Raw genomic sequence first — 17,201 nt, 5'->3', positions numbered from 1 at the left:
GCAGCTCAGACGGCTTCAGGCACCATCCGAAGAGAGCACAGTGCCGAGATACTGGGCGATCCGCCGGGTGGCCGGCAACCGCCCGGCCTCCAGCTCGGAGCTTTCCACGGCAGGGTTGTAGTTGGTATTGGTGTTCACGTCGTAGACCACCTGCTCACCCGAGGCGGTAATACCAGTCTGACCAGGGGTGACCTGGCAGGCATCAGCCGGCCAGAGCTCGAATGATCCGCCGGAAATATCCACCTTCACGGCGTAGTGGAACGCCCCGCCGATGAACTCGGCGCGAGTGATGAACGGCTGGGCACCAGCGACGTACTCCTGAATGAGGGTGATCCCATCGATGGGTTCGTTATCGCCTCCGGGAACGAAGTCTTCAGCGGCCTCTGCCAGCTCGGCATGAGAGTCGAAACGCCGCACCCCAAGACCCTTACCGCCCTAATTGTGCTTGGTGCTGAAGGGCGGGGAGAAGGTCTCGGCGGCCTTGACCAGCCCGGTGGGACCGAAGACCGCGGTGGTCCGCGGGACCCGGAATCCCTGTTGGCTCAGTAGGCGGTGCTGGCGGACCTTGCTGACCTCAAGCTCATAGACCCCGGCGCCGTTGACGACGGTGCGGCCGGAGGCTTCCAGCCAAGCCAGCACCGCACGACCGTACTCTTTGACGTGGGGATCAGTGCGGGTATGGGAGGAAGCGGAAAGCCGGGACCAGAAGATCCCCTGCGGGGGCAATGCGCTGAGATCCAGAACCTGGTCCGGCAGCAGCCATTCGACGAACTCCACACCTTCGGCCGTAAAGGCGTCTCTAAATGGCGGGATCCACTCCGGGTTGTCGTGGATGATGTACACCACCGGGCGGTCTGCAACGGGGAAACTAATGCCGGACATGGCGCTCCTTACTCAGGCTGGAGTCTCCATTGTGGTGCCGGTCGCTGATCACAGCCTGCCTGCATGTCATCCGGCGCCCTATCCGTTGTGCCGGCGAACCTGGGTGGAAACCTGCGGCGGTGGAGCCTGGGACCCGGGCTCAAATACCTTTGCCGGGGTTGAGGATCCCGTGGGGATCAAAGACCGCTTTGACCTGGTGGGAGAGCCCGAGGACATCCTCGCCCAGTTCATCAGCCAGCCAACGCTGTTTGAGCAGTCCGACGCCGTGCTCACCAGTGAGGGTGCCGCCGAAGCGAATGGCCAGCTGGAAGACCTCATCGGCGGCGCGATTGACGTTGTCCGGAATGGGGTTTTGCTCTCCCTGGTAGACGAACACCGGATGCAGGTTCCCGTCACCAGCGTGGGCTACTACGTAAACTTCAGTGTCGTGTTTCTCTCCAATCGCGCGGATCTGCCGGCAGACTTCGGCGAGGTGCTTCCGGGGCACCGCGATGTCCTCAATAAGCATTCTGCCGCGGGCTTCAATAGCTGGCAGCGCCAGGCGTCGGGCGGCGATGAGCTGTTCAGCCTCAGCGGGATCGGCAGCAATATCGACTCGTGTGGCTCTCGTACGGAGAGCATCCACAGCGTGTTCAAGCTCTCTGGCGGCACCGTAGCCATCGGTTTGGATCAGCAAGAAAGCGCCGCCTCGCTGGGCGAAATCGGTACCGCTGAGCTCATCAATGGCAGCCAGGCTCGCGCCGTCGACCATCTCTAGGGTGGTGGGGCGGACCCCGGCAGCCACTATGGCGCTTGCTGCCGCCGCAGCTTCTTCGACGTCGGGAAAATAGGCCGCCGCTGTGGCGGACTCCGCCGGGATGGGCAACAGCCGCACAGTGGCTGAGACGATGACGCCCAGGGTTCCCTCGGAACCGGTGAACAGCGCGGTGAGGTCATAGCCGGAAACCCCTTTAAGGGTGCTGCGTCCGGTGCGGATGAGCCGCCCATCAGCCAGGACCACTTCAAGCCCCAGAACGGCGTCCCGGGTCACCCCGTATTTGGCACCGCGCAGACCTCCGGCATTGGTGGCGATATTGCCCCCGATAGTGGAGATGCCCACGCTGCCGGGATCGGGGGCGTAGAACAGCCCATGGGCTCCAGCTGCGGCGTCGAGATCTGCGGTGATGACCCCGGTCTCGACTCGGGCGGTGGCCTCGGCGGGGTCGATCTCCAGGATCCGGTTCAATCCACTGACATCGAGCACGATGCTCCCGGCTCCGGCGGAGACGCCTCCTGCCAGTCCGGTAGCTGCTCCCCTGGTGACCACGGGCACGCGGTGTGCATTGGCGATGCGCAGAGTTGCCTGGATGTCGGCGACCGTGCGAGCGCGGACCACGGCATCGGGCAGACCCGGTTCGGTCCAGCCGGACCGGTCGGTGGTCGCAACAGCGGTTTGTTCCCCGGTGATCAGCGCCTCGCCCAGCGCATCGGAGAGTTCTTTGGGCCAGGCCCGATGCTCGGGATCGGAGTGCTGCCGCTCTGCTGTCATATCTGGAATGCTATCGGTCATGAGCCAGCTGATCAGCGCCGAGGAACTGCATGAACTCGTGTCCGGCGGGAGCCCCCGGCTACGCATTCTGGACGTGAGATGGCGGCTGGATCGCCCTGATGGTCGCCCGGAGTACCTTCGGGGACACCTGCCAGGCGCGGTGTATGTGGACATGGACCATGAACTGGCCGAACACGGGCTGCCGGTGACTGAGGGCCGGCACCCGCTGCCCAGTCTGCCGCGGCTCCAGGCGGCCGCGCGACGCTGGGGACTCAACGACGGCGACACCGTGGTGGTCTATGACGATATGAAGAACATGTCCTCCGCACGGGCCTGGTGGCTGTTGCGTCACGCCGGGATGGAGGATGTCCGGGTGCTCGACGGCGCGTTGCAAGGCTGGACCGATGCGGGCTTTCCTCTGGAGGCCGGAGAGGTGGCCCCCGAGCCCGGTGCGGTGACGCTGGACTACGGGAAGCAGAAGGTCGTGGGGATCGACGACATCAACGATGTCCCCGCCTACGGAACGCTTCTTGATGTGCGGGCAGCGGAGCGTTTCACTGGCGAGCATGAGCCCATCGATCCACGTGCGGGGCATATCCCGGGTGCCGTGAATGCTCCCACGGTGCAGAACGTGGATGCTGAGGGCCGCTTTCTTCCCGCAGAGGTCCTCCGGCAGCGTTTCCTGGACCTAGGGGTGGACCCGGAGTCTCCAGTAGTCAGCTACTGCGGTTCCGGGATCAACGGTGCCCACGCGACCCTCGCCCTGCAGCTGGCCGGGTTCGATGCAGCACTGTATCCGGGTTCGTTCAGCCAGTGGGCCAATCACCCTGAGCGCGAAGTGGTCACTGGGGAGTCACCTGCCCCTCACTAGACCTGTTCATCGGGCTTCAGTTGAGAGTCCGCCGACTGATCCTTAGCTGCCTCGTCGTTATCCGCGCGAGTAGTCCGTCCTGAGCCCCATGGGTACGGCACCTCACCCAGGAGCTCGTAGCTGCCCACCCACTGTTCTTTGCGGGGAAGTGGGTTGTGGGAGGAGATGGTGCGGGCGTTGCGCCAGTGGCGATCCAGCAGTTTGCTGACTGAGGTGCTGGAGGCGCCGGCGGCGTCGAATATTGCGGTGGTGGCCTCCAGGACAAGCGGGATCACCACCACCTGCGATTGATAGACCGCCAGGTTGGCACGGTGTGCAGCGTCCTCAACGTCCTCTCCGCGTCTGCGGGCCTGCCAGGCGTCCTCGATGTCCTGTGCGGCGTCCAGCACTGATGCCCTGACGGCTTTGACCGCTGAGGACGCCCGGCCGATCACGGCCTGGGTCAGCGGATCCTCAGCGGCGGTGGTGCCCTCGGGCGCACCCAGGGGACGACGGCGGCTGGCCCGCACATGAGCCACGATGTCGTCCACTGCGCGGCGACCGATCCCCGCCAGCACGGAGAGCAGGTGCAACTGGTAGAGCCCCACCATGTGGGAGACGGGACGCTCTCCCGGCGCGTGAGAGATGACATGGCGCTCATCCACGGGGACGGCGTCGAAGGTGGTGGTGCCTGTGCCGGTGAGCTTCTGGCCGAAGCCGTCCCAGTCATCCAGGCGCACCACCCCCGGTGCGTCGGTGCGGACCGGGAAGCTGGCGAACTGGTCGCCGAATCGGGCGGTGACGTTCACCCAGTTGGCGAAGAGTGTGCCGGTGCTGTAATACTTCGTGCCGTCCAGCCGAAGGGAGCCGTCATCTCCCCTAGCGAGGGTGGTGGTCTGCTTGTCCCAACTCTCTATGCCCTGCTCGCTCTGAGCGTTGCCCACGATGGCTCCGACCTCCACCGCCTGCTCGGCCCAGAACTCGCGGTCCTGCTGATCCTCAGCAGTCAGCCGGGCCTCCAGGAAGGCGAAGTGCCCGCGCCACAGGTGCGCCACGTGCGGATCCGCAGCGGCTAAGTCGATGAAGAGCCGGAACAGGGTGGGGGCGTCCACGCCGTCGCCGCCCAGCTCCTGGGGCACGCGCAGCGACCCGAACCCGGCGTTCCGCAGCCACTCCACCTGTTCGAAGGGGAGGATCCTCTCCCGCTCACGCTCGACGACGCCGTCGCTGATCCTCTGAAACAGCGGAGCGAACCTCTGCCTCAGCTGCTGATAGGTGGGGGCGCCGAGGGCCGCCTCTGGTGTGCTCAAGGTCTGCGTCATGGTGTCTCCTTCTGAGATTGGAATGTGCGGTTCAGGCGGCGGACAGCGCGGCTGCGGTGCGCTCCGCGGAACTCGGCGACTCGCGCCCCGGGACACCGGCGCCGACACTGGGCCCGGTGATGCGCCCGGGGCCGGGGATCGACTCCAAGAGGCGGCGCGTGTAGGGGTGCTGAGGGTCGGCGAAGAGGCGGTCAGCAGGCGCGGACTCCACCAGCTGCCCTCTCTCCAGGACGGTGACCTCGTCAGCGATCTGACGCACCAGGCTCAGATCGTGGGAGATGAAGAGGTAGGTCAGTCCCTGCTCTGTGCGCAGCCGCATCAGCAGGTCGATCAGCTGTGCCTGCACGGTGACGTCCAGCGCCGAGGTGGGCTCATCCAGGATGAGGATGCGCGGCTGCAGGATGAGGGCGCGGGCAATCGCGGCTCGCTGCCGCTGACCCCCGGAGAGCTGTCCTGCTGTCCGGGCGCCCAAGGCCGGGTCCAGCCCGACCTGCTCCAGCAGCTCCTCCACCCGCCGTCGTCGCTGGCGCCGGTCAGCATCTCCTCGGATGATCAGGGGCTCCTCCAGCGCCGCCCGGATGCTCTGCCGCGGATCGAAGGCCGCCAGGGGGTTCTGGTAGACCAGCTGAAGCTCCTCAGGCCGGTGGTTCCGCACCCCGGGATCCCGGGGTCGCTGCCGGCCGCTGACGTGCACCTGGCCCGAGTCATAGCCGAGCAGTCCGGCGATGATCCGTGCGGCAGTGGTTTTGCCTGATCCGGACTCCCCCACCAGGGCGTGGATGCTTCCCTGCTGCACCTCGACACCGATTCGGTCCAGCGCAGGAGCTGCGGAGCCGCCGTAGTGCTTAGTCAGATCTGCCACGCTGATCACCGGCGCGTCTGTGCGCTCAGCCTCGTTCACGGCCGCCTCATCCTCCGCGCCCTGGGGCTCTGACGCCGTCCGGTACTTCCCGGGGTTCAGCGCCGGGGCGTCCGCGAAGAGCTGACGGGTGTACTCGTGCGTGGGGGCTGCCACCACCTCCTGGGTGGGACCGGCGTCGCGGATCTCCCCGTGCTGGAGGACCACGGTGTGCTCGCTGCGTTCCTGGGCCACAGACAGGTCATGGGTGATGAGCAGGATCGAGAGGCCCAGCTGAGCCTTCAGGGAGTCCAGCAGGTCCAGGATCGTCCTCTGCACCGTGACATCCAGCGCCGAGGTGGGCTCATCTGCGATCAGCAGCTGGGGTCGCCCCGCCACCGCGGTGGCGATGAGGACCCGCTGAAGCTGACCGCCGGAGAGCTGGTGCGGGTAGGCGCGGGCGCGTCCGGCAGCATCCCGGATGCCCACTGAGTCCAGCAGCCACACCGCCTCCCGCCGGGCCTCATCCCGCCCCAGCCCCCGATGAAGGGCGACGGCGTCGGCCACCTGATCACCGATGCGCTGCAGAGGATCCAGCGAGCCCAGCGGATCCTGCGGAACGAACCCGACGTTCCGCCCTCGCAGCCGCCGCCACTGCTTCTGGGTGAATCCGACGGTCTGGTGACCGGCCACCTCCACTGAGCCGGAGTCGATGCGCCCGTTCTCCGCGAGCAGGCCCGCGGCGGCCGCGGCGAGGGTGCTCTTGCCCGAGCCGGACTCCCCCACCAGCGCCAGCGTCTGGCCCTTAGGCACCGTCAAGCTCACCCCTTTGACCACAGGCGTCTTCCAGATCCCGCTCTCATACGAGACGTGCAGATCCGACACCACCAAGGCGTCGTCGTGGTTCTCCGATGACATCAGACTCCCCTGACTCTCTCAGCGATGGTGCTCAGCCTCGCCACACTGAGCACCACAGCAGTGATCACAAACCCGGGCACCAGCGACAGCCACGGCGAGGAGGTGATGTACTGCCGCCCCTCTGCCACTAACAGCCCCCACTCCGGCTGCGGGGGCACCGCCCCGAACCCCAGGAAGCTCAGCGTGGAGATCGCCAGGATCGCGCCGCCGAACTCCAGCGGCACCAACGCCAGCACAGACTTATAGGAATTGGGCAGCACATGCCGGAAGAGCGTGCGCCTGCTGCTGGAGCCCACATGGCCGCTCGCCTCCACGAACAGCAGATTCTTCACCGTCAGCACCTCAGAGCGGACAAGCCGGGTGAAGCCCGCCACCGAGGAGAGGCCCACCGCCACAGCAGCATTGACCGCGCCGAAGCCCAGCGATACGACGATCACCATGGCCAGCAGAAGCCCCGGCACCGCCAGCAGAACATCCACCAGCCGGCTGATGACAGCATCCGCCCAGCCACCGAAGTATCCGGCCAGCGAACCCAGCAGCAGCCCCACCAGCAGACCGATCAGCACCGCCAGCCCCGCCGTGGACAGGGTCAGTGCAGTGCCGTGCACCACCCGGGTGTAGAGGTCCCGACCCAGATAGTCGGTGCCGAAGGGATGGGACAGGCTGGGGCCCTCCAAGGCCGGCCCCGCGTGGGCCTGCACCGGACCATAGGGTGACAGGATTCCCGGAGCGATCACCGCCACCAGCAGCAGCCCCAGCAAGAGCACGGCCGCGATGTCCAGGGGCCTGGACCACCCGCGCAGGGCGCCTGCCTGCTTCAGCCGCAGCGCACCCCGGGCCGACCCCGCATTCAGCGTCGCAGAGACCGTCATGAGTCCACCTTCTCCCTGGTCTTCTCCTGCGCGGCCCCACGGCCGGAGGACTTGTCATAGATCTCGATGCGAGGATCGATCGCCGGGTAGAGCAGATCAGTGAGCAGATTGAAGACAGTCACGATCCCGGCCACCAGCATCACCACCCCCAGCACCACCGGACCGTCCTGGGCCCGGACCGCCTGGTCGGTGATATAGCCCAGCCCCGTGCGGGAGAAGACCACCTCAGTGATCACCGAACCCGTCAGCAACCCGCCGGCAGTCAGCCCCAACAGCGTCACCGTGGGGATGGAGCCGTTCTTCACCACATGCGCCGCCACCGCAGCCTCAGACAGTCCCTTGGCCCTGAGCACATTGACGAACGGCTTCCTCTGCGCATCTGAGAGTCCCTGAATGAGGACCCTGGTGATCGGCGGGCTGGCGGCGATGCCCAGATTCACCGCCGGCAGCAGCAGCGACTTCAGCCCCTCATCCCGGATGGAGGAGAACCAGCCCAGCTGATAGGCGAACACCTGCAGGAGCAGCAGACCCACCAGGAAGGTGGGGGCGGAGAGGGACAGCAGCGGAATCACCGCCGCCGCGCTCCGCACCGGCCCCCAGGGAGCGAACACCGCGGTCAGAGCCACCGCTGCAGAGATCACCAGTGTGGCCGCCAGACCCAGCGCCGCCAGCAGAAAGGTGGACTGTATACCCTGCGCCAGCAGCTCAGTCACCGGGATCCCGTTCGCCAGCGAATAGCCCAGATCCCCCTGGAAGAGCCTGGTCACCGAGAGCAGCAGCTGCTCCAGGCCGCTGCGGTCCAGCTCGTAGTAGCGGATGATGTGCTCGGCCACCTCAGGCGGCACCGGGTTCTGGGGGTTATCCAGACGGTTGCGCACCGGGTCCCCCGGCATCAGAAAGATGATGGTCCATACCAACAGGTACGTCAGTCCCATCACCAGAAGCGCATGTCCTATGCGCTTGAGGATGTAGTGGCTGCGGCTCATGGCTTTAGTCCTCGGCGATCCAGGTGCTGTGGAAGACCGGCCGCGCCTCAGGAGTCCAGGAGAGTCCCCTGACGTGTGGCTGCAGCGCGAAGATCTGAGAATCAGTGAGCACCGGGAATACGTAGGCGTTGTCCAGCAGATGATCCTGGAGGTCACCCACCACCTCCTCCCGCTCCGACCCCTGCACGAGCGAATGCTGCTCCAGCAGCTCATTGAGCTGCTCATCAGGCTCCTGGAGGAAAAGAGCGTTGGAACCCTCGAAGTGCCAGTCGTTGCGGATGCGCACCCAGGAGTCCGCCTGCGGCCATCCGGTGCGCACAATGCCGATGCTCTCGTCGCTGTAGCCGGTGGAGACGTTGGAGTAGTCCACCTCCACCAGCTCAAGCTCCACACCAATCTCCGCCAGCTGCCACTGGATCAGCTGGAAGAGCGGGGCCGCAGTGGCGTCGAACACGTCGATCAGCGCACGGATGGTGAGCCTGTCGCCGTCCTCGTTCACCCGGATGCCGTCGTCGTCGTGCTCGCTCCAGCCGGCCTCATCCAGCAGCCGCTGGGCACGCTCAGGGTCATAGGTGAGCTTCTCTGACTGGTCCCGGTAGCCCAGCGTGTCCGGCGTGACGATGCTGGAGGCGGTGCTCCAGCGGTCCGTGTAGAGGTCCTCCACAATGGCCTCCCGGTCGATGCCGGAGAGGATCGCGTGCCTCACACGCTCATCCTGCAGCTCCTCCACCGACTGCCGCAGCACCCAGGTGTTGGTCTGACCGGAGCCCTGCACTCCGATGACCTCGAAGCCCTCTGCGGCCAGCGGGTCCTCCTCGCTGGGCTGCAGATAGCGGATCAGGTCGCCCTCGCCAGCACGCAGGCTGCCCAGGCGCGCACTGTCCTCCAGGACAGGGATCCAGTGGATCTCCTCCAGGTGCGCCTCCCCCTGGTTCTCCCAGCTGGCCGGCGCCCAGGAATAGCCCTTCCGGCGGGTGAGGATGATCTCCTCCCCGTAGGTCTCGGACTCCACCACGAACGGACCGCTGCCGATCACGTTCTCCGGGCGCTGCTGATCCTCGGCGGAGAGCTCCAGGGTCTCATCGGCCACCAGGGAGCTCGCCCAGTTGGAGAGGATCTTGATGAACGGGCTGTAGGGCTCCTCCAGGACCACCGTCACAGTCTGGTCCTCCTCATCGGCCTCCACCGACTCCACCTGAGGGAAGGTGTTGTTGGGATCGATGCCGTTCTCCGGATCACCCCACGCCTGCCACTGGAGGTTTCGCTGCACGGCACCAGCGTCCAGCGGCTGCCCATTGCTGAAGGAGACGCCGTCCCTGATCCAGAACGTGTACTGGAGTCCCCCTTCGCTGATCTCCCAGTCTTCAGCGATCCAGGGCTCTAGCTCACCGGTCTCGGGGTCGGCGTGGATGAGCCTGTCGGTGATGTTGTGCGTCAAAGTGGTGGACTGCCAGGTGCCGTTGCGGATGTCGCCTGCCGCGATGATCTCCGCATCCAGGTACACCAGTGTTCCTCCGGACCCTTCCGCCCCAGTCCCTGGAGCGGACGCCGCGGCGGGCCCCTGCTCCGTCCCGGGGCGAAGAAGGAGGAAAGCTGTCACCGCCAGCACCACAGCCAGTGCTGCGCCGACGGCGGCATAGGTTCTGGATCTGCGCTTGAGCGCCGGGTCAACGATGCGTTCTGTCATTGGTCTTCCTCACAGCGTGCGAAGGTCAGGGGGCGGGTGGTCTCTCAGGCGGGGGTGAGCCGCTTGTCGAACGGCTCAGCTGGTATCAGCAGCGCCGCCGGGTCCCGGTATCGGGCAGCCGGATGTGTGGTGTGGGGGTGGGGCCCTGCGCCGAGGAGCCTTTCCCGCAGGGTCTCTCCGGGTGTGTATTCGGTGCGGGCTAGTCCGCGGCGCTGCAGCACCGGCACCACCAGCTCGACGAAGTCCCGGACGGTGCCGAAGCTGATTTGGTTGCCGATGTTGAACCCGTCCAGACCGGACTCATCCGCCCATCGGGTGAGCGCATCTGCGGCCTGTGCGCCGGTGCCCACCACGCGCAGGCCGTTCTTGGCCCGGCCCCCGCCGGCTGCGCTGGTGCGAACGTCCTTCACCGTCTGGCCCTCACGCCAGCCTCGGATCAGCACTTCATGGCCGTGGTCGCGGCGCTTGATGATGTCAGCGACCAGTTCCTCATCCCGGTAACGATCCAGACTCGGAATGCGCCCGTTCTTCTGGAGCACGTCCCAAGAAGTCCGGTATTGGTCAATCTCTTCTGCCTTAGCGTGAGCTTCTTCTTCGGTACGGCCGACGATCACATGCGCAGAGGCCACGAATCGCAGCTGCTCGGGGTCCCGGCCAGCCTCTTCGGCATGACGTCGAATGATCTGAATGTTCTCCCTGATGCTTTCGGTGGACCCGCCACCCAGGAACACCACCTCCGCATGCTGACCTGCGAAAGCCATTCCTGTCAGCGAGCTTCCCGCTTGGAACAACACCGGGAGGCGCTGCGGCGTGGGAGCTACCAGATGCGGCCCCCGGACTGAGAAGTACTCACCGGCATGGTCGATATAGCGCACTGATTCCGGCTCTGCCCACACCCGTCGGTGAACATCACCTACGACGGCACCCTCGTCCCAGGACCCGATCAGCAACTTGTAGATCACGTCCAGGAACTCATCCGCGATGTGATACCGCTGGTCATGCTCGATCTGGTCTTGAAGTCCGAAGTTCTGCGCGGCGTTCTTCAGATAAGAGGTGACCACGTTCCAGGCGATCCGTCCCCCTGAGAGAGCATCCAGGGTGGCCAGCCGACGGGCAAAGGAGAAGGGCGGCTCATAGGTGGTGGAGAAAGTAGCGGCAAGCCCTAAGTGATCGGTGGACTCTGCCAGCGCCCCAAGGACGATCAGCGGATCCAGGGCTGGAATCTGGAAACCCTCGCGAACCGGGGTTGTCAGACCGTCCTCAGTATTGTCATAGGCACCCACCACATCTGCGAGAAACAATTGATCAAAGCGTCCTTCCTCCAGGATGCCACCGAGTTCTCGCCAGAAGCTGAGATCAGCGATCCTGTGCCGCTGATCTTCGGGATGAGTCCAAGTGCCCGGCGCAAGATGCACCACTGAGCCCATCTCGAACAGGCTCAGAATCAGTGGACGTTCACGCTCAGCCATGCAGCTCTCCTCAACCTCACGGATACTGAAGGGATCCCTTTTGGGGCCCGTGGGGTCTATTCTGAACACATATTTAGTGTTCATGAACATCGAGCTACGTTAAATGTCTGATTTTTTCTTCATGTGACATGGGTGTTGGTTAACCGGGGCTAAATCCTGGACTTTACTCGGCCGCTAGGCGCATAATGCGCGCACTCGAACCTGCCGGGTGGCCGACTACCTCAAAAAATGTTCACTCCGGCTGTGCTGCCGGCACTAACGCGGGAGCAGGCCCTCACGTCCCCCGCTGACCCACATCGGGTCAAAGCTGCGGTCCCCGTGTACCTGATCTGCCAGGCTGTCCAGCTGAGCCTCGGCGTCGGCGTCGAGTTCAAAGTCCACTCCGCGGAGCAGTTCATCCATATGAGATGTGTACCTGGTCCCGGGAATGGTCGCCAGATCCGCCCCGATGCGCGCAGCCTTCCTATACAGCCACGCAAGCGCCAAGCCCGCGGCGGGGATCCCGAGCCCGGCCGCAGCCTGCCGCAACTGAGCGGCCACGGCGTCGTTATGCGTTAGGTTTTCCGGACTGAACCAGGGGAACTTCCGGCGGGTGTCACTCTCAGCCAGCCCGGCGGCGTCGAAATGATCTGTCAGGATGCCCCGGCCCACAGGCGAGAACGCCACGAATCCGATGCCCAGCTCAGCCACCGTGGGCAGCACATATCGCTCCACATCGCGGGCGAAGACGCTCCATTCGCTCTGCACCGCAGTCACCGGATGCACCTGGTGAGCTCGGCGGATCTCCTCTGCAGTGACCTCAGAGAGCCCGATGCTGCGCACCTTCCCTGCCTCCACCAACTCGCCCAGAGTGCCCACTGACTCCTCAATGGGGACTTCCGGATCCGGTCGGTGCAGGTAGTACAGGTCTACATAATCTGTTCCCAACCGCCGCAGGCTCAGCTCTATCTGCTCCCGCAGATGCTCCGGCTTGCCGTTCTGCCGTCGCTTGCCGGCCTCCCCGCTGGGATCAATACCGGCCTTGGTCGCCACCATGAACTCGTGCCGGCGACCCCGCAGGAACGTGCCCAGGATCGTTTCACTGACCCCGAGCCCGTAAATATTGGCCGTGTCTAAGAAGATGACCCCACGGTCGTAGACATCATGCAGCAGCGCGAGGGCAGCCTCATCGCTGATGGGACCGTAGGCGCCGGCCAATGACATCGCGCCATAGCCCAGCGCCGTCGTCGTCAGTTCATAGGGCTCGCGTCCCAGGGTCACATCAGGCAGAGTCATGCCCTCCATCTTGCCAAGGGCTCAGCTGGTGCTGCAGCTTACGCGGCAGCGTGTCAGAGACTGCAGCCCAGCAGCACCGGCTCCGGATGCAGCCGAATGCCAAAAGCCGCCTCCACCTTGTCGCGGGCCGCGCGTGCAACGGTCAACAGATCCTCGGTGGAGGCCCCACCGCGGTTGGTCACCGCCAAGGTGTGCTTGGTGGACAAGGAGGCCCGGCCATCAGTCAGCGCTGCCCCGAACCCCTTGGCGCAGCCTGCCTGGTCGATCAGCCACGCAGCGGAGAGCTTCACCAGGGGCGTGCCGTCGTGGTCTACGCCTGCAGGGAACCTCGGTGCGCTCTCCGGAAGTGAGGCAGCCTTCGACGCCGCCACAATCGGGTTGGTGAAGAAGGATCCGGTGGACCAGGTATCTGGATCTTCAGGATCGAGCACCATGCCTTTGCCCGCTCGCAGTCCCAGCACGGTCTGTCTGACCTGGGCCAGAGGCGCTCGCCGTTCATCCTCCGGCATCTCCGCGGTCAGCCCGAGGCTGCGGGCCAGTTCCCCGTAGCGCACCGGTGAGGACATGGGCTCGCCCACAGCGTGGGTGAGCCGGAAGCGCACCGAGAGCACCACATAACGAGGGGAGCCTTCGATGGTGCTGCGCTTGAGCAGCGAATCGCGGTAGCCGAAGCCCAGCTGCTCGTTGTTCAGCACGACCAGCTCACGGCTGGACCGGTCCCATGCGCGGATATCCACCAATGTTTGTGATACTTCAGCTCCGTAAGCCCCCACATTCTGCACCGGTGTAGCGCCTGTTGAACCGGGGATACCGGAGAGTGCTTCTAATCCCACTAATCCGCGCTCTACCGTCCAGGCCACGACGTCGTCCCAGGGGTGTCCCGCCGCTACTGTCACCAGCACGCCGTCCTCCCCCACTGGCTCGGCGGTCACTCCGGTGACCGCCACTTGCAGCACGGTGCCGGCAAACCCCTGATCAGAGACCAGTAGGTTCGATCCGCCGCCGAGCACCAGCAGCGAATCGCGGCCAGCTTCACGCTCCGCGTCAGCCGGGAGCGGATGATCCTGCAGCACCGAGAGGATCTGCGCCTCGGAATCGCCCACAACCCACTGCCCGGCGGGGCCGCCCACGCGCGCGGTGGTGTGCTCGCTGAAAGTACGGGAGGAAGTCACCCGCTTAGCCTACCGGGGCGCGGTTGGGGCCTTGTCTTCCGCGCTTTACCATCCGCTTTTCGCTTTACCATCCCGGATACGGGCAGGCATTGCGAAAACCGGATGGTAAAACGAGCGCAGCGGTCAGCACGGGAAGGCCTGCGGAAGTATCACTACCTATTTTGAACATACTGTGACACTTTGTGACACCTGACATCTGCTTTTGCTCCGCGGAACCGCTACAGTATGGGGAGTGCTTCGCGAGAGGCGGCCCTCACGATCCGGAATCGGGCCGCTCGCCAACCCCATGTTCCTGGGTGGCACCGGATTAAGAAGCGGCCCGTTTCAGACGGCTTCACCAACCGTCACCATGCCCGGAACGGGCAAGAGCAGACTCAAGAAGGGACACTCTCAAAAGATGTGTCGAATGTCCGTGCGCTAATCAGCGCCACCCTCCATCGGCTGGCCCCCAACAGGGCCTGAAGCGTTGTGCCCACAATCGGGCACGCCGTTGCCTGTGACGCGGGCCCGTCGTCGTCATTCTCATCTCACCTACAGTCCACTGCGGCACACCTATCCCCGCAGAAATCATTGAGGAGACACCCATGTTTGCACCAAAGCGCCTGACCGCGGCCCTGGCCGCCACCGCCCTGCTCGGCCTGACCGCCTGCGGCGGCAACGGAGACGCTGAAGCCATTCCGGAGGATCAGACCTCTTTCCGGATTGGTGTGGCCAACCTGCACGAAGGCCACCGGCAGCTGGAGGAGATTGCTGAGGAGGAGTTGGGCTACGAGATCGAGCTGGTCAACTTCACCGACTACAACCAGCCGAATCCCGCTCTGTCCAACGGCGACATCGATGTCAACTGGTTCCAGCACATCGCCTTCCTCGCTGAGCACAACAACAGCTCCGGGGATAACCTGCAGCCCATCGGCGCCACCGAGATTGTGCCGCTGACCCTGTACTCCAACGAGTACTCCGATGTCAGCGATTTCCAGGACGGCGACACCGTAGCCATCCCCAACGATCCGGTGAACCAGGGCCGCGCCATCAACGTGTTGGTGGCGGCAGGACTGCTTGAACTGGCTGAGGAGACTGCACAGCCCGAGCCACGCCACATTGATGAAGCAGCGTCGACTGTCAGCGTCCAGGCCCTCGACGCCGCCCAGACCGTCAACGCGCTGCAGTCAGTACAAGGCGCTGTGATCAACAACAACTTCGCCCAGGACGCAGATCTTGATCCGAAGGAGGATGGCCTCTTCGCCGACGATCCGAACGACCCGAGCGCCTTCCCCTACGTCAACGCCTTCGTTGCCCGCGAAGCCGATGTAGACAATGAGGCTCTGCGCGAGATCGCTGCGCTCTATCACGACCAGCGGGTGCTGGACATCATTGAGGAGCGCTCTGCAGGCACCTCGGTTCCCGCCAGCGATGTGACCGCGGAGGAACTGCAGGAGGCCCTGGCCGATTACCAGGAAGCCCTGCGTCAGGCCGAGTAATCACTTAAGCCTGCACCATCCCCCACCACAGAAAGCCCAGTATTTGTGAGCACTCCGAGCACAGAAAGCACCGCTGCGCTCGCTGCTGGTGGAGGTCCGCTGATCCGTTTCAGCAATGTGACGAGGACCTTCACCACCGGCAAGTCATCTTCAGTCACCGCCGTCGACGACGTCTCCTTCACCGTGAACCGCGGGGAGGTCTATGGCGTCATCGGCTTCTCAGGAGCGGGCAAGTCCACTCTGATCCGGCTCGTCAATGGTTTGGAGAAACCCACCTCCGGGACCATCACCGTGCTGGGTCAGCAGATCTCCGGCATGCCGGAGTCCAAGCTGCGGCACGTACGCTCGCGCATCGGCATGGTCTTCCAGCAGTTCAACCTGTTCACCTCCCGCACCGTGGCCGGCAATGTGGCCTATCCGCTGAAGGTCGCCGGTTGGAAGAAAGACGAACGCGAGGCCCGCGTTGCAGAGCTGCTGGAGTTCGTAGGCCTGGCGGATAAAGCCAAGGCCTACCCTGAGCAGCTCTCGGGCGGACAGAAACAGCGGGTGGGAATCGCCCGCGCGCTGGCTGCTAAGCCAGACATCCTGCTGGCTGATGAGTCCACCTCGGCCTTGGACCCCTCCACCACCGAGGAGGTACTGCGGCTGCTGCGCCGGGCCAACGAGGAACTCGGGATCACTATCGTGGCCATCACCCATGAGATGGAGGTCATCCGAGCCATCGCTGACCGTGTGGCGGTCATGGACAAGGGCCGGATCGTGGAAGAGGGCCCTGTTTACGATGTGTTCTCCAACCCGCGCAGCGGCGCAGAAGCCAGCTTTGTCGGTTCGGCCCTGAAGGACAGGCCCACCGACGCCGACCTGGCCCGCATCCGCAAGAGCACTTCCGGAAGGCTCATCACCGTCTCGCTGCGCAATTCTGCCGCAGTGGGAGCAGTTCTGGGCCGTGCGGCAGCATTAGGTGTCAGCTTTGAGATCGTGCACGGCGGCATGAACACCACGAAGAACGCTGCCTTCGGTCTGCTGACCATCTCTGTTGAAGGCGACGACGCCGCCGTCGCCGGTTTCCTTGCCGAACTTCGCAGCGCTGGTGATGTCCAGGAGATCAGCACTGGCGCGACCGGAGAGGAGGCAGCACGGTGATCGAGCGTTTCCAGAATCTTGACTGGTCGTATTACCTGCCAGAACTGTGGGAAGCCACCCAAGAGACCATCTACATGGTGGTCATGGCCTTTGCTATCAGCGGGGGCATCGGGCTGGCGCTTGGCCTGCTGCTCTACACCACCCGTGAGGGCAATATCCTGGCGAATAAGCCGGTATTCGCCACGGTGAACTTCGTGGTGAACACCATCCGGCCCATTCCCTTCATCATTCTGCTCGCAGCCATTCAACCGCTCACCCTGCAGGTGGTGGGCACCGGAATCGGCAATACTGCGGTCATCCATGTCATGGTGTGGGCCTCGACATTCGCCATCGCCCGTGTGGTGGAACAGAACCTCGTGTCCATCGACCCGGGCGTTATCGAGGCCGCACGCGCCATGGGGGCCTCCCGCACGCGCATCATCTTTACCGTGATCCTGCCTGAAGGACTCGGGCCGCTGGTTCTGGGCTACACGTTCGTGATCATCGCTCTGATCGATATGTCAGCTCTGGCCGGTGTCATTGGCGGCGGCGGTCTTGGAAACTTCGCCATTGTGGAGGGCTACCAGCGATTCCGTCCGGAGGTCACCTGGTTGGCGGTGATCGTCATCGTTGTGATGGTCCAGGGACTGCAGCTTGTGGGCAACCGCGCAGCCCGCAAAGTCATGCGCCGCTAGGCGCACATAAGCCTGCCCTCCAGACGACTGGGCATCTCCGGAGGGCAGATGGGTGGGGCCCCGGCAGCTAGGTGCAGCTGCCGGGGCCCCTTGGCGTTTCCGTGAAA

15 protein-coding genes and 1 riboswitch are annotated in these 17,201 nt (G+C 64.6%); of the genes, 4 read left to right on the top strand and 11 right to left on the bottom strand.

Annotated elements, in window-relative coordinates; translation table 11 throughout:
* Positions 1 to 15: 15 nt before the first annotated feature.
* From TX78_RS14180 to TX78_RS03605, 3 genes are all read right to left on the bottom strand, one after another.
* Positions 16 to 417 (bottom strand): ATP-grasp domain-containing protein, encoded by a 402-nt coding sequence (locus tag TX78_RS14180; RefSeq protein ID WP_233722150.1) that lies wholly within the window; start codon positions 415 to 417, stop codon positions 16 to 18.
* Positions 418 to 435: 18 nt separating this feature from the next.
* Complete coding sequence (locus tag TX78_RS14175) at positions 436 to 882, bottom strand: ATP-grasp domain-containing protein (protein ID WP_233722149.1); 447 nt, start codon at positions 880 to 882, stop codon at positions 436 to 438.
* A gap of 139 nt (positions 883 to 1,021) precedes the next feature.
* Positions 1,022 to 2,410, bottom strand: coding sequence for an FAD-binding oxidoreductase (locus TX78_RS03605; RefSeq protein WP_081652587.1), 1,389 nt, complete (start codon positions 2,408 to 2,410; stop codon positions 1,022 to 1,024).
* Positions 2,411 to 2,429: 19 nt separating this feature from the next.
* On the opposite strand from TX78_RS03605, the gene TX78_RS03600 reads away from it, so the two are divergent.
* Positions 2,430 to 3,281 carry a sulfurtransferase gene (locus tag TX78_RS03600; protein WP_187118353.1) on the top strand — a complete coding sequence of 284 codons (852 nt, stop codon included), beginning with the start codon at positions 2,430 to 2,432 and terminating at the stop codon, positions 3,279 to 3,281.
* Here the strand turns inward: TX78_RS03600 and TX78_RS03595 are convergent.
* The 8 genes from TX78_RS03595 to TX78_RS03560 all read right to left on the bottom strand — a co-directional run bounded on the left by TX78_RS03595 (position 3,278) and on the right by TX78_RS03560 (position 13,799).
* Positions 3,278 to 4,582 carry an acyl-CoA dehydrogenase family protein gene (locus TX78_RS03595; protein ID WP_044493792.1) on the bottom strand — a complete coding sequence of 435 codons (1,305 nt, stop codon included), beginning with the start codon at positions 4,580 to 4,582 and terminating at the stop codon, positions 3,278 to 3,280. The genes TX78_RS03600 and TX78_RS03595 overlap by 4 nt on opposite strands.
* Positions 4,583 to 4,613: 31 nt before the next feature.
* Entirely contained in the window at positions 4,614 to 6,338 is a 1,725-nt protein-coding gene (locus tag TX78_RS03590; protein ID WP_069956234.1) for a dipeptide ABC transporter ATP-binding protein, read from the bottom strand.
* Positions 6,338 to 7,210: an ABC transporter permease gene (locus TX78_RS03585; RefSeq protein WP_044493791.1), complete on the bottom strand. Its 873-nt coding sequence runs from the start codon at positions 7,208 to 7,210 to the stop codon at positions 6,338 to 6,340. Before TX78_RS03585 ends, TX78_RS03590 begins: the two co-directional genes overlap by 1 nt.
* A complete protein-coding gene (locus TX78_RS03580) occupies positions 7,207 to 8,196 on the bottom strand; it encodes an ABC transporter permease (RefSeq protein ID WP_044493790.1) in 990 nt (329 codons plus the stop codon). The genes TX78_RS03585 and TX78_RS03580 overlap by 4 nt, the downstream gene beginning before the upstream one ends.
* 4 nt (positions 8,197 to 8,200) lie before the next feature.
* Positions 8,201 to 9,883, bottom strand: a complete 1,683-nt coding sequence (locus tag TX78_RS03575) for an ABC transporter substrate-binding protein (protein ID WP_049897421.1) — start codon at positions 9,881 to 9,883, stop codon at positions 8,201 to 8,203.
* Positions 9,884 to 9,927: 44 nt separating this feature from the next.
* Positions 9,928 to 11,352 (bottom strand): NtaA/DmoA family FMN-dependent monooxygenase, encoded by a 1,425-nt coding sequence (locus tag TX78_RS03570; protein ID WP_044493789.1) that lies wholly within the window; start codon positions 11,350 to 11,352, stop codon positions 9,928 to 9,930.
* 255 nt (positions 11,353 to 11,607) lie between these two features.
* Positions 11,608 to 12,627: an aldo/keto reductase gene (locus tag TX78_RS03565; RefSeq protein ID WP_044493787.1), complete on the bottom strand. Its 1,020-nt coding sequence runs from the start codon at positions 12,625 to 12,627 to the stop codon at positions 11,608 to 11,610.
* A 53-nt stretch (positions 12,628 to 12,680) separates the two neighbouring features.
* A complete protein-coding gene (locus TX78_RS03560; RefSeq protein WP_044493784.1) occupies positions 12,681 to 13,799 on the bottom strand; it encodes a UDP-N-acetylmuramate dehydrogenase in 1,119 nt (372 codons plus the stop codon).
* Positions 13,800 to 14,034: 235 nt separating this feature from the next.
* A riboswitch (SAM riboswitch) is annotated at positions 14,035 to 14,174 on the top strand.
* 209 nt (positions 14,175 to 14,383) lie between these two features.
* Between TX78_RS03560 and TX78_RS03555 the strand changes: the two genes are divergently transcribed.
* From TX78_RS03555 to TX78_RS03545, 3 genes are read left to right on the top strand one after another with little or no spacing between them, the layout of a single operon-like run.
* Positions 14,384 to 15,277 (top strand): MetQ/NlpA family ABC transporter substrate-binding protein, encoded by an 894-nt coding sequence (locus TX78_RS03555; protein ID WP_044493782.1) that lies wholly within the window; start codon positions 14,384 to 14,386, stop codon positions 15,275 to 15,277.
* A 45-nt stretch (positions 15,278 to 15,322) separates the two neighbouring features.
* A complete protein-coding gene (locus TX78_RS03550; RefSeq protein ID WP_044493781.1) occupies positions 15,323 to 16,420 on the top strand; it encodes a methionine ABC transporter ATP-binding protein in 1,098 nt (365 codons plus the stop codon).
* A complete protein-coding gene (locus TX78_RS03545; protein ID WP_044493779.1) occupies positions 16,417 to 17,094 on the top strand; it encodes a methionine ABC transporter permease in 678 nt (225 codons plus the stop codon). The genes TX78_RS03550 and TX78_RS03545 overlap by 4 nt, the downstream gene beginning before the upstream one ends.
* Positions 17,095 to 17,201 lie beyond the last annotated feature (107 nt).

Origin of the sequence: Nesterenkonia massiliensis (genome assembly GCF_000455245.1) — a bacterium.
Lineage (GTDB): Bacteria > Actinomycetota > Actinomycetes > Actinomycetales > Micrococcaceae > Nesterenkonia > Nesterenkonia rhizosphaerae.
The sequence above is the reverse complement of the archived record's forward strand: the minus strand, read 5'-3'. Positions and strand labels throughout refer to the sequence as shown.